Source organism: Lutibacter sp. Hel_I_33_5 (genome assembly GCF_007827455.1).
In the GTDB taxonomy this organism is placed as follows: Bacteria; Bacteroidota; Bacteroidia; order Flavobacteriales; family Flavobacteriaceae; genus Polaribacter.
Map to the genome: position 1 here is coordinate 2,330,932 of NZ_VISM01000001.1, position 13,272 is coordinate 2,344,203.

A 13,272-nucleotide genomic window follows, 5' to 3' on the forward strand; every position below is an offset into this window, starting at 1 on the left:
AGAATGATATTAGCAGCAAGCACAACAGGAACCATTATTGCTACAGTAGTCGCTTTTTTAGCGCTTACTTTGATTTTAGTGGCTTTGTTATTATTTGTAAAACAAAAACTATCACCTTCAGGTCCCGTTAAAATTACCATTAACGGAGAAAGAACAGTAGAGGTAGCTTCAGGTGGAACTTTATTATCAACCTTAGGAGAAGAAAAAATATTCTTACCGTCTGCTTGTGGTGGAGGTGGAACTTGTATACAATGTGAATGTCATGTAAATTCTGGTGGAGGTGAAGCTTTACCTACAGAAACACCACATTTTACACGTAAAGAATTAGCACACGGTGCACGTTTATCTTGTCAAGTAAAAGTAAAACAAGACATGGATATTTCTATTCCAGAAGAAATTTTTGGAATTAAGAAATGGGATGCAACCGTTGTTAGAAATTATAATGTAGCTTCATTTATTAAGGAATTTGTAGTAGAAATTCCTGAAGATATGGGTTATAAAGCTGGTGGATATATTCAGATTGAAATTCCAGAATGTGAAGTAAAGTTTTCTGAAATGGATATTACAGCACATCCAGAAGAGCATGATACACCAGATAAATTTCAGGCAGAATGGGATAAGTTTGGCTTATGGCCATTAGTAATGAAAAATAATGAGACAGTAGAAAGAGCATATTCTATGGCTTCTTATCCAGCAGAAGGAAGAGAAATCATGTTAAATGTACGTATTGCTACGCCACCTTGGGATAGAGCTAAAAATGGCTGGATGGATGTAAATCCAGGTGTGGCTTCTTCGTATATCTTTAATTTAAAGAAAGGCGATAAATGTATTATTTCTGGGCCTTATGGAGAATTCTTTATTAATGAGTCTGAAGCAGAAATGTTATATGTAGGTGGAGGAGCTGGTATGGCGCCAATGAGATCTCATTTATATCATTTATTCAGAACCTTAAAAACTGGTAGAAAAGTTACCTATTGGTATGGTGGTCGTTCTAAACGTGAATTATTTTACTTAGAGCATTTTGAAGCTTTACAAAGAGACTTTCCTAACTTTAAATTTTACTTAGCATTATCTGAACCAATGGAAGAAGATAATTGGAAAATAAAAGAAGGTATTGACGGTGAAGGAGATGGTTTTGTTGGGTTTATTCATAATTGTGTAATCGATAATTACTTAAATCATCATGAATCTCCAGAAGATATTGAACTATATTTCTGTGGACCACCATTAATGAATAAAGCTGTTCAGAAAATGGGTGAAGATTATGGTATTCCAGATGAACATATACGTTTTGATGATTTTGGAGGATAAAATTATTAAAAAATAATATTTAAAAAGGCGAAACAATTATGTTTCGCCTTTTTTAGTTAACTAAAAAACTGTTTATCTTAAGCCTACTTTCATTCAACCAGTTTTATAAGCAATTCGTCATTTTTTATTGAAGATAATAATAATTTGATTGTAAATTTAACTTATAAATCACTAATGAAGTCTATTTCCCAATTTAAGAAATAAACTATAATATTATGAAAGCTTGTCCTAATTGTCGCAGAAAAAACAAACAAAATTCTTTGTTAGATTTAATAATTCCAACACTAAGTTTTATTAAATGTTTTAATTGCAGGAAGAAGTTTACAACGTTAAACTTTCTGTCTAGAAGATTTATTTTAATGAATAAATCACTTTTAAATTAATTGTAAATTACATCAAATTTATAGACAGGGTTTTCCTCTTCATATTCAAAAATCTTAGAAATTTCGAATACATTCGGAATATTGTCTAGTTTGCATAAAAGCCTTACAACTTTGCTCAAACCATTAAATAAAAGTTCTTTGTCAGTTGGATTTATCGGTTTTGGATTGTAATGATTTAAAGGAGTTTTAAAGCCACAAGCTTCTAAAAAAGTAGCTTCTATTAATAATAATTCTTTGGGTGTGTAGCCATTAAATTTTCTACCTAAACGTTGATGAACAGTCCCTATATAATTTAGCTCCAGAGAACCATGCTCATTAGATAAATGCTTCCAACTATCTACATTGTCTAAGATATTACCAACAGCACAAGCCGTGCAACATTCTGGATTCAATTCATGATTATGAAATGCGTTGTATAGTTTAATTAATGCGTTTTCTAGTCTTGTCGGTATTTTCATCGCTTGTAAAAATAGATAAAACTAAATATACTAAATTTTTAATAATGGGTATTAATCCTCATTTTTTATGTAAGCTTTAATATCATTAGAAATTGTAATAAAAATTTCTTTTGTTTGTTTTAATGTAAAAATATAATTATCGATCATTCTCATTCTTAAAGCTAAAATGTTTGCATAATCATTTTTTTATTCTCTTAAAGTTCTATTAATCTGTTCGAGATTTTCTTTAGATCGCTGTTGAAAAGCTTTAAAATACTGTATTGTTTCTTTTTTCTTTCTAATATCTAGTTTTAAAATATTTCTTGCTCGTGGATTGTTTAATAATTTTATGATTCTTTGTTTTCTAAGTTCTGATGTTTGTTTTGACGTATTTTTGTTGTTTTGATAATTGAATTCATAACTATTTTGTTGAAACCTCCAATAATCATCTGCTTTATCTACGGCAGAATTATGCTGTATTAATACATCTTTTAATTCTGCATAATTCCAAGCATAATACACTTGCATTTTATTGACGATGGAGTCATATTTACCAAAATCTGTTATTTGAGAATTCTTAAATCTTTCATGAACAAAATTTTCTGTGTCAAAATTTACATAGAAAGTTTCAATCATATTTTCTAACGTATCAACTTGAATTGAATCGAAATTATTTGTTTGTAACGTTTTTATGTTTTGCTTGATAAAGTTTTCTGCTTTCGCTATTTCAAAATCAAAATGCTTGATGTTATACTCTAATTCGTATTTATAAGCAAGTATATAAGATTCTAGATTTGATTGATTTTTGCGATATTCATTCCAATTATTAATCTGTAAAGCAATTAAAATACCAATAACAACCAGTACAATTTCTCCAATGGCGTATTTAAAATACTTAGATGTTTTATTTTGTTCTAGTAAAGATTTTCGAATATGTCTAAAGAATTTAATCATTTTCTAATTTTTTATCTATTAATGAAATTATTTCTTCTCCTTTTGATTTAAATTCTACTAAATCTGGAATGTATTTTCCATATAATATATAGTGAATCATAGTTGCATAATTTCTATATCTAACATCTGTTAAAGCATATTCTATAAATTCATCTGACATTAAACCTTTACCTAAATTTGCAAACCACGGTTGTGAATCTGCTATAGGAATTAAAAATTGTTGTGTGTCTTTTTTTAATTCTTCTAAATCTACATGAATATCATTTACTAAATCATTATATAAAGAATAAATAACTAAGGTTAAAGAATCTTTAGTAGTGTTGTTAATTTTATTATAATCTAGAAGTAAATTGATACCATTTTGCCTTATTTTTAAATCTGCATACCCCATATTTACAGCCCAACATGTGCTACAATTTTTTAAATCTCTTTTTTTCCATGTTTGATTAATTATTGCTAAATAATCTTTTTCTAAAGGAATGCTTACTTCAATTACATTATCTATATTCTTAATATCTTCTTGTAAATCAGATTTAATTGATTTATAAATATTTTGTAGTGTATTTTGTTGGTTTCTTTTTTCATTCAAATTATTAATCTGTAAGGCAATAAGAATTCCAATAACAACCAATACAATTTCTCCAATAGCATATTTTAAGTATTGAGTAGTTTTACCTTTGATTAAAAGGTTCTTACGAATTTTTCTAAAGAATTTAATCATCTTTTAAATGTTTTTCAATATCTCTTGTTAGATCATTTAAATATTTAATCCAACTTTTAAATTGGTGTTCATTTCTTGTATTTACTACTTGTAATGTAAAAAGAATATTATTGAATTTATTATTATTTACAAAAGCTTTTTTAGACGAATTTGTGCTAATCTTAGGAATTTTTAAAAAACTTAAGGAGTCTGTTATCTTGGTTGTATTTGCATGTTTAATTAAATAAGGAAAAAGATGTGAGTCTGTGTTTTTACGATATTCTGCAGCCAACTGTTTATATCCTTCATACACAAATTTTATCTCTAAAATTCTTTTCTTTAACTCCTCATTTTTTAACGACTTTAAAGAACCAGAATTTATTAAATCGTCTATGGTAGATTGTGTTGGATTGTAAGTTAAAATATTACCAAGACCCTGTATCATATTTGTTATTGATGAATCTTTTACTTTTTCAGTATTTTTTTGATTGAAATATGTTAAATAATAATTAGAAATTTTCATATCTTTTTGAGTCTGAAAAAGTGATGCACGTAACAATTGAGTGTTACTAACTAGCTCAGAAACTAAAGATTCTAAATATATTTTATTTATATTTTTTTCAGTATTTTTTTCATTCCAATTATTTATTTGTAATGCAATTAAAATACCTATAACTACCAGAACAATTTCGCCAAATGCATATAAAAAATAATTAGAAAACTTGTTTTCAGTCAACAGACGTCGTCTTATTTTTCGGAGGAATGTTAGCATATGTAGTTTGGTTGGTTATACTATAAGTAGTTAAAATATTAAAATGTTACAAAAAATGGGTAGGTTAAAGTTACATATTTTATTATTAATTAAATTTTGGTAGCTTAGTGGAAACTAAATAAATATATGAGTTGGACTTTTTATTTAATTATTTTTATTGCTTTAGTAGTAGTTATTAGTATTGTTGTTTACTTTTTTCAGGAACAATTTTTATTCCATCCAGAAAAATTACCTCAAGATTTTCAGTTTCAATATCAAAATCAGAAAGTAAAAGAATATAATTTAGAAATTAAAAAAGGAGTAAATATTAACGGACTTCTATTTAAATCTAAAGGAAAACCAAAAGGATTGGTTTATTATTTAAAAGGCAATTCTAAAAGTATTAAAGGTTGGGGAAAATTTGCAGTAGATTTTACATTGCATAACTATAATGTTTTAATGATCGATTATCGAGGTTTTGGAAAAAGTACTGGTAAAAAGAGTCAACAAGCCATGAAAGATGATGCATTGTTAGTTTATGATAAAATAAAAGAGGTAGTTAAAGAAGAAGATATTATTGTGTACGGACGTTCTTTAGGTACTGGTTTGGCTACAAAAGTTGCCTCCATGAACAATCCAAAAATGTTAATATTAGCGTGTCCATATTTTAGTATGAGAAAGAATGTAAAACGATATCTACCATTTATTCCTTTAGGCTTGGTAATGCGCTATTCTATGCCAACGTATAAATGGATAAAATATGTAAAATGTCCAATCAAAATTATTCATGGAACGGATGATAAAGTGATTAAATTTAAATCTAGTTTACGTTTGGCAAAGATGAAACCCAAACAATCTAGATTGTATCCAATTATTGATGGTGGACATAAAAATTTGCATAATTTTGAAAGCTATCATACTGCGTTAGAAGAAATATTAAACTCAGAAGGAAAATCAGAAATTGATAGGGAACATACCAGTATAGATTTTGTGAGAACCAAGCAAAAAAAGAAATGATAAAAAAAGCGTTTCGTTTTTTAGTACTAATAATTTTATTGTTAATGATATTATCTTACGGATTTCAAGAGAAACTTATTTTTTTAAATGAAAAACTGCCACAAGATTTTCAATATAGTTTTGTGGGTGATTTTGAGGAAGTCAATTTAAAAACGGAGGATAATAATACAATTAATGCGCTTCATTTTAAGGTTGAAAATCCAAAAGGAATCATTTTATATTTTCATGGAAACAAAGGGAGTTTAGAACGTTGGGGAAACATCGTTCAACCATATACAAATTATGGATATGATGTTTTTGTAATGGATTATAGAAGCTACGGTAAAAGTACAGGAGCTTTTAATGAAGCAAAAATGTATGATGATGCTATGTTGTGCTATCATCATGTAAAAAAACAATATTCTGAAGATAAGATTGTTCTTTACGGTCGTTCTTTAGGAACTACGTTTGCAACTTTTGTGGGTTCAAAAAACAATCCAAAACATATAATTTTAGAAGCTCCATTTTACAATTTACATGCAGCAGCAAACTATCAATTTAAAGTAGTTCCGAAATTTTTGTTTAAATATAAATTGCCTACAGATAAATTAATTAGAAATATAAAAAGTCCAATTACATTTTTTCATGGAACTAATGATAAAGTAACTTCACCAGAAGATTCTAAGAGGTTGATGAAATTGGTGCCGCACCAAGAAAATGAATTGGTGATTATCGAAAGTGCTGTACATGGAAACATTGGCGACTTCCAAATCTATAAAGATGTCTTAACTTCTATTTTAGAAAGATAAACATCTAAGAAAACGTATCTTTGCAAAAATATTTTTAAGCATGTCAACTTTCCAAGAATTAGATTTATCTAACCAGCTTCAATATGCTATTGATGACTTGGGTTTTGTAAATCCTACACCGATACAGCAAGAATCTTTTTCTATTGTTAGGTCTGGGAAAGATGTTGTTGGAATTGCACAAACTGGAACTGGTAAAACATTTGCTTATATGTTGCCAATTCTTAGAGATTTAAAATTTTTAAAAACGCAACATCCAAGAGTCTTGATTTTAGTACCAACACGTGAGTTGGTTTTACAAGTAGTTGATGAAATTGAAAAGCTTGCAAAATATATTAATGTACGTGTATTAGGTGTTTATGGAGGAACAAATATCAATACTCAAAAACAAGCCATTGCACAAGGACAAGATATTATTGTAGCTACACCAGGTAGATTATACGATTTAGCATTGAGTAATGTTTTAAAGCTAAAAACCATCCAGAAGTTAGTGATTGATGAGGTAGATGTTATGCTAGATTTAGGATTCCGTTTTCAATTATTAAATATTTTTGATTTATTGCCAGCTAGAAGGCAAAATATTATGTTTTCTGCAACCATGACTTCAGATGTAAGTGATATGATTACAGACTTCTTTAAAAACCCTAAAAAAGTCTCTATTGCTGTAAGTGGAACACCATTAGATAATATTGTACAAGAAAGTTATGATGTGCCTAACTTTTTTACAAAAGTGAATCTATTACATCATTTATTAAAGGATAAAGAAACGTATAGTAAAGTATTGATTTTTGTTGCTTATAAGCGTACTGCAGATTTATTATTTAGTCAGATAGAAGAGGTTTTTGGTGATGAAGCTTGTGTAATTCATTCTAATAAAACACAGAATTATAGAATCCGTTCTATTCGTCAGTTTGATGAAGGAAAAAACAGAGTTTTAGTTGCTACAGATGTGATGGCTCGTGGTTTAGATTTTGATAATGTTTCGCATGTTGTTAATTTTGATACGCCAGATTTTCCAGAAAATTACATGCACAGAATTGGTAGAACTGGTAGAGCAGAAAAAGAAGGGAAGTCGATCTTATTTTCAACAAAAAAAGAATTAGCTTTTAAAAGTGAATTAGAGGTGTTAATGGATTATAAAATTCCGTTATTAGAACTTCCTGAAGAGGTCGAGATTTCTACGCAGCTTACAGAAGATGAACGACCAAAAGAAGATAGAGAGCAATCTAGAAATAGAACAGGTTTAGAATATGTTCCTGGCGCAGCATTTCATGAAAAGAGTGAGAAAAACAGTAAAACCAACCAAGGAGGTTCTTACCGAAGAGAAATTGCTAAGAAATATAAAAAGCCAAAAACTAGAGGCGATAAAAATTACAACAAACGTAATAAGAAGAAATAATGCAGGTTTTAACAGCTCAAGAGTTGCATAATTTAGCCATGAATATTGTTGGGAAGAAACTACAAAAAATGGGTTATGAGTTTCAAGCAATCAATAGTCAGTTAAAAAGACATCCTCAGTTTGTATTATTTAAAAAAGGCGAACCTACTATTTTTGTTTTAGTCAAAGCAACTAATAATATTCAGAACCCAGAAGAATACGATGTCTTATGGATGGAAACTTTTAAAGAACATGCCAAGAAACAAAACGCTAAAGTTTGGTTTGCTGGCGTTGGAATTGCCAATGCAGAGAGTGTAGAGTCTCCCGTTTTTAAAGACCAACCTTATTATATTGCTTTTGAAGATTTTTTGAAGGTGTTGGAATAAAATTAAATATTTTAATAAAAATAAATGAACATAGAAAACGCGCAACAACAAGTAGATGATTGGATTAAAACTCATGGAGTTCGTTATTTTAATGAGCTAACCAATATGGCACAATTAACAGAAGAAGTTGGTGAAGTTGCCCGTATTATTGCTCGGAGATATGGCGAGCAAAGTGAGAAGGAATCAGATAAGAATAAAGATTTAGGTGAAGAATTAGCAGATGTACTATTTGTAGTTTTATGTTTAGCAAATCAGACAGGAGTTGACTTACAAGATGCTTTTGAAAATAAACTTGATATAAAAACTAAGCGTGACCATGACCGTCATCATAACAATGAAAAATTAAAATAAATGAGTTTTTTAGAGAAAGTAAAGAATCCACAATTTTGGACTAATTTTACAAAAGTTACACTTCCTTTTTTTATAATTCTGAGTGTATTGATGTTGTTCTGGAAAAACTGGAGTGAGATTTTTTCAGGTGATTTTGAAACCATTTCAAAAATGAATTTTGAAAATGGTAAATGGAAACCTTTTTTTGGAATTAAAATCGTTTCCAGTGTTTTGTATGGATTATACACTACTAATAAAAATATGAAGTAAAGAACTTTAATAAATAGTTATGTCATTTCGAGCGAAGTCGAGAAATCTAAATGTAAAAACTAAGATATTTCGACTGCGCTCAATGTGACAAAAAAATATACTAAAGATTTAATCCAATTGAATTAAATCAATAGTACTGTCTTTCACTTTCTGATTTAATTCTTTTACATCGTTTTTAAATAGCGAATTCAATTTTAGTAATTCATCATCAATTTGTTTTGTGATTTCGTTTTTAAAATCGATTGCTTGTTGTGTAGGCGCGTAATTTCCAATTCATGTTAACGAATTTAAATGCCCTAATTTGTTGTTTAAACGTATTGGAAAATTTAAAGGATCTTGATTACTCTTACTTTTTGTTTGATATAAAGTTTCTTCAATTTTTGTCATATCTTTTACCAAAGCACTTGCGAAGTCTAATAAAGTCTTGTGTTTTTCTTTGTCTTTAATCGATTTTTTTAATGCAGAAACTTGGGTTCTAACTTTCTTTACATTTTTAAGTGCTTTATGAATTTCGGTCATTTTTGTATTGATATCATTAATAAAATCAAACTGAGTTTTCATATCACTTTCTGAAACTTCAGAAACAGGATTTCTAAGAATATTAAAGCGTTGAGATGTTTTTTCACCATTAAAAGATAATTCAACTTTATAATTTCCTGGCAATGCTTTTGGACCATTTAAAGAAGCCCACCATAAAATCATACCTTTCACTTTTTCGGCTCCAGGATACATCATGTTCCAATTAAAAATATTATTTCCGTCTTCTACTTTTAATTTTTCTTCCTTTTTTTCTTTATCGTGTTCTGTGCTAAATTTTTTAATTAAATTATTTTTTTTATCAAAAAAGGAAAGTGAAATTGTATCTTTTTCTGTAGTTTTTTTAAGATAATAATTAATAGCAACTCCTCCAGAATGATTTGTACCTAAAGTTTTTGATGTTCTACCATTTCCACCATTTAGATTATACGCATCTTTTGGTTTGTATAACACCATTTCTTTTTTTGTGGTTGATGATGTAAGTTGATGCAGTGGAGTTAGATCATCAATAATCCAAAGAGAACGTCCTTGAGTAGCGGCAATTAAATTATCACTTTTTATGGCTAAATCAGTTATCGGAACAATAGGTAAGTTTTGTTGAAAAGCTTGCCAGTTTTTACCATCATCAAAAGAAATATACATACCTTTTTCTGTTCCAGCATACAATAATCCTTTTCTTTTAGGATCTGCTCTTAAAGCTCTAGTAAATGCTTCGTTGCCAATTCCGTTTGTAATCTGTTTCCAAGTTTTACCGTAATTTTCAGTTTTATAGATGTAAGGTTTATAATCTCCAGACTTATATTTTGTACCCACTAAATACGCGCCACCTTTTGTAAAAGGATCAACTTCTATACAATTTATCATCATCCATTCTGGCATTTTTTTAGGTGTGATATTATTCCAAGTTTCACCATTATTTTTTGATATGTGAACCAATCCATCGTCTGAACCAGTATAAATTAAACCTGATTCATAAGGAGATTCAACTGCTGCGAAAATAGTTCCGTAATATTCAACACCTGTATTATCTTGTGTAATTGGGCCTCCTGAAGACTTTAATGTTTCTGGATCATTTCTTGTTAAATCTGGACTAATTACTTTCCAAGATTGACCTTCATTTTCTGTAATATGTAAATGATTTGAAGCTGCATATAATTTCTTTTTATTATTCGGAGAAAAGAAGATTGGAAAATTCCATTGAAAACGATATTTAAAATCCTCAGCTCCGTGTCCCATCGGATCGTCTGGCCAAACATTTATAGCACGAGTTTCATTGGTTTTATGATTTTTTCTTGTCAATAATCCACCATAACTACCACCATAAACAATATCATTATTTAAAGGATCAACAGCAATATGGGCACTTTCTCCACCTGCGGTAGATTCCCAATCAGATTCGGTAATATATCTTCCAGAAGTTCTGTGAGATATTCTTACAGTAGAATTGTCTTGTTGTGCTGCATAAATTCGATACGGAAAATGATTATCAGTAGTTACTCTATAAAATTGTGATGTGGGTTGATTCATATAGGTTGTCCAATTTTCTCCTGCATCAAAAGAAACTTGTGCACCACCGTCATCTCCAATAATCATTCTTTGATTGTCTTCTGGAGCAATCCATAAATCGTGATGATCTCCATGTGGCGCATTAAACGTTTTGTAAGTTTTTCCGCCATCGGTAGATTTATGATAACGTACATTTAAAACATATAAAATATCTTCATCCTGTGTATCTGCATACAAACGTGTGTAATACCAAGCTCTCTGACGAAGTTTACGTTCAGAATTTATTAGTTTCCATGTTTTTCCTGCATCAAAAGATTTATAAATACCGCCTTTTTCATTTTCAATTAAAGCCCAAACAATGTCAGAATTTACAGGCGAAACTGTCACTCCACTTATTCCCCACAACCCTTTTGGCAAGCCTTTGTTTTTTGATATATCATTCCATGTTTCACCACCATCGGTACTTTTATACATTGAAGAACCTTTTCCTCCAGAAGACAAACTATAAGGTGTTCTTCTTACATCCCAAGTTGTTGCGTATAGAATTCTAGGATTATTTGGGTCGATTATTAAATCGATGGCACCAGAATTTTCATCAGAATACAAAACTCGTTTCCAAGTCTCACCTCCATTAACAGATTTATAAACGCCTCTTTCTTGCGTTGGTTTGTATAAATCGCCTAACACAGCTGCAAAAACAATATCTGCATTTTTAGGATGAATTCTCATTCTAGGAATATGTCTTGAGTTTTTTAAACCGATATGTCTCCATGTTTTCCCAGCATTTTCAGACTTCCAAATTCCATCACCAGAAGAAACATTTCCACGTACGGTTTTTTCTCCCATTCCAACATACATCACATTATTATCAGATTCAGAAACAGCAACAGAACCAACAGAACCACCAAAAAAACCGTCAGAAATATTCTGCCAAGTATTCCCAGCGTCAATAGTTTTCCATATTCCACCACCTGTGGAGCCCATATAAAATAAATTTGCTTTGCCAGAAACACCTGTTACAGCAGCAGATCTACCGCCTCTAAATGGACCAATATTTCTCCATTTTACAGCACTAAAATATTCCTCAGAAACTTTGGTAGATTTTTTTTGTGCGTTAACTTTGTTGCTTGTTAAAAAAAACGAGCAAGCAATTAGTAGTAATATTTTTTTCATTTGAAAAGTATTGTGATTAGTGGCTTCTAATTTAAGAATTTTTATTGATTATTTAGGCTATGGATTTACTACTAGAACATTTAAAAAATAATAAAATAAATTCAGAGATCACTATTTCTGGTTCTAAAAGTGAATCAAATAGATTGTTGATTTTACAGAAGTTGTTTTCAGAATTCACTATAGAAAATTTGTCTAATTCAGATGATGCTGTTCATATGCAACATGCACTTTCTACCAAAGAAGAATTGGTGGATATTGGACATGCAGGTACAGCAATGCGTTTTTTAACATCTTATTTTGCAGTAAATGAAGGAAGAGAGACTGTGTTAACAGGTTCCGAAAGAATGCAAGATAGACCGATAGAAGTTTTGGTTAACGCCTTAAAAGATTTAGGTGCAGATATTTCTTATGAAGCTAAAGTTGGATATCCACCTATTAGAATTAAAGGAACAAAACTCACAAAAGGTAGCGTTAAGATTAACGGAAATGTAAGTAGTCAATATATTTCTTCTTTGTTATTAATAGCTTCAAAGTTAGAAAACGGATTAGAAATAGAGTTGATTGGTAAGATAACTTCTGTCCCTTATATAAAGATGACGTTAAGTTTATTGAATCAGCTAGGGATCTCTACTAGTTTTGAGGGAAATATTATTAACGTTTTACCTTTAAAAAATATTCAAAAACAAACGGTTATTGTTGAATCTGATTGGAGCTCAGCTTCTTATTTTTACGGAATTATTGCTTTGTGCGAGCTTGGTTCGGAAGTGCAATTAACTGCTTACAAAAAAGATAGTTTACAAGGTGATTCTTGTTTAGCTGAAATTTATCAGCATTTCGGAATTGAAACTACTTTTGGTGATAATTCAATCACAATTAAGAAGGTAAAAGAGACCAACAAGGATACCTTAGAAATCAATTTGAAAAATGCCCCAGATATTGCACAAACAATAGCAGTTACTTGTTTTGCTCTAGGAGTTGCTTGCGATTTAACAGGGTTGCATACTTTAAAAATTAAAGAAACAGATCGATTAGAAGCTCTTAAAGAAGAACTAACAAAGTTTGGCGCAAAAATTTCTGTTACTAATGAGAGTTTGCATTTAAAAATATCGGATAAAATTTTATCGGGTGTGTCTGTAAAAACCTATAACGATCATAGAATGGCAATGGCTTTTGTGCCTTTAGCATTAAAAACTTCATTAACTATTTTAAATGCAGAGGTGGTAACAAAATCATACACAGATTTTTGGTCAGATATGCATAAAATAGGCATCACTACTCAAGAAGTGTAAAATAACTGGCAAAACACTTGACAACGCCTATTCTCAAATCGTATATTTGCCGCCATTAATAAAAA

Annotated in this window: 12 protein-coding genes and 1 pseudogene; 8 read left to right on the top strand and 5 right to left on the bottom strand. The window is 29.9% G+C overall.

The genetic code is table 11. From position 1 onward, the window contains the following. Positions 1-3: 3 nt before the first annotated feature. Entirely contained in the window at positions 4-1,311 is a 1,308-nt protein-coding gene (gene nqrF / locus OD91_RS10280; protein ID WP_144896300.1) for an NADH:ubiquinone reductase (Na(+)-transporting) subunit F, read from the top strand. A gap of 379 nt (positions 1,312-1,690) precedes the next feature. Here nqrF and OD91_RS10285 read toward each other — a convergent pair whose 3' ends face one another. The 4 genes from OD91_RS10285 to OD91_RS10300 all read right to left on the bottom strand — a co-directional run bounded on the left by OD91_RS10285 (position 1,691) and on the right by OD91_RS10300 (position 4,521). Beyond that, positions 1,691-2,152, bottom strand: a complete 462-nt coding sequence (locus tag OD91_RS10285) for a Na(+)-translocating NADH-quinone reductase subunit F (protein ID WP_144896301.1) — start codon at positions 2,150-2,152, stop codon at positions 1,691-1,693. 186 nt (positions 2,153-2,338) lie between these two features. Next, complete coding sequence (locus OD91_RS10290; protein WP_144896302.1) at positions 2,339-3,085, bottom strand: DUF6090 family protein; 747 nt, start codon at positions 3,083-3,085, stop codon at positions 2,339-2,341. After that, positions 3,078-3,806, bottom strand: coding sequence for a DUF6090 family protein (locus tag OD91_RS10295; protein WP_144896303.1), 729 nt, complete (start codon positions 3,804-3,806; stop codon positions 3,078-3,080). The genes OD91_RS10290 and OD91_RS10295 overlap by 8 nt, the downstream gene beginning before the upstream one ends. Further along, positions 3,799-4,521, bottom strand: coding sequence for a DUF6090 family protein (locus OD91_RS10300; protein WP_144896304.1), 723 nt, complete (start codon positions 4,519-4,521; stop codon positions 3,799-3,801). Before OD91_RS10300 ends, OD91_RS10295 begins: the two co-directional genes overlap by 8 nt. Before the next feature lie 162 nt (positions 4,522-4,683). Between OD91_RS10300 and OD91_RS10305 the strand changes: the two genes are divergently transcribed. Genes OD91_RS10305 through OD91_RS10330 form a run of 6 tightly spaced genes read left to right on the top strand, consistent with a single transcriptional unit; the run spans position 4,684 to position 8,702 of the window. Next, positions 4,684-5,553 carry an alpha/beta hydrolase gene (locus OD91_RS10305; protein WP_144896305.1) on the top strand — a complete coding sequence of 290 codons (870 nt, stop codon included), beginning with the start codon at positions 4,684-4,686 and terminating at the stop codon, positions 5,551-5,553. A 44-nt stretch (positions 5,554-5,597) separates the two neighbouring features. Beyond that, the gene (locus OD91_RS10310) at positions 5,598-6,341 is read left to right on the top strand and encodes an alpha/beta hydrolase (RefSeq protein WP_186434435.1); all 744 of its coding nucleotides are present in this window, start codon (positions 5,598-5,600) and stop codon (positions 6,339-6,341) included. 40 nt (positions 6,342-6,381) lie between these two features. Next, positions 6,382-7,737 carry a DEAD/DEAH box helicase gene (locus OD91_RS10315; protein WP_144896307.1) on the top strand — a complete coding sequence of 452 codons (1,356 nt, stop codon included), beginning with the start codon at positions 6,382-6,384 and terminating at the stop codon, positions 7,735-7,737. Next, a complete protein-coding gene (locus OD91_RS10320) occupies positions 7,737-8,102 on the top strand; it encodes a Na(+)-translocating NADH-quinone reductase subunit F (RefSeq protein ID WP_144896308.1) in 366 nt (121 codons plus the stop codon). The genes OD91_RS10315 and OD91_RS10320 overlap by 1 nt, the downstream gene beginning before the upstream one ends. 24 nt (positions 8,103-8,126) lie before the next feature. Further along, positions 8,127-8,453, top strand: a complete 327-nt coding sequence (locus tag OD91_RS10325; RefSeq protein WP_144896309.1) for a nucleotide pyrophosphohydrolase — start codon at positions 8,127-8,129, stop codon at positions 8,451-8,453. Beyond that, on the top strand, positions 8,454-8,702 hold the full coding sequence (locus OD91_RS10330; RefSeq protein ID WP_144896310.1) for a hypothetical protein: 249 nt from the start codon (positions 8,454-8,456) through the stop codon (positions 8,700-8,702). A gap of 108 nt (positions 8,703-8,810) precedes the next feature. Here the strand turns inward: OD91_RS10330 and OD91_RS10335 are convergent. After that, positions 8,811-11,918: pseudogene (locus OD91_RS10335) on the bottom strand (WD40/YVTN/BNR-like repeat-containing protein). A gap of 59 nt (positions 11,919-11,977) precedes the next feature. Between OD91_RS10335 and OD91_RS10340 the strand changes: the two are divergent. Continuing rightward, a complete protein-coding gene (locus OD91_RS10340) occupies positions 11,978-13,207 on the top strand; it encodes a 3-phosphoshikimate 1-carboxyvinyltransferase (RefSeq protein WP_144896311.1) in 1,230 nt (409 codons plus the stop codon). Positions 13,208-13,272 lie beyond the last annotated feature (65 nt).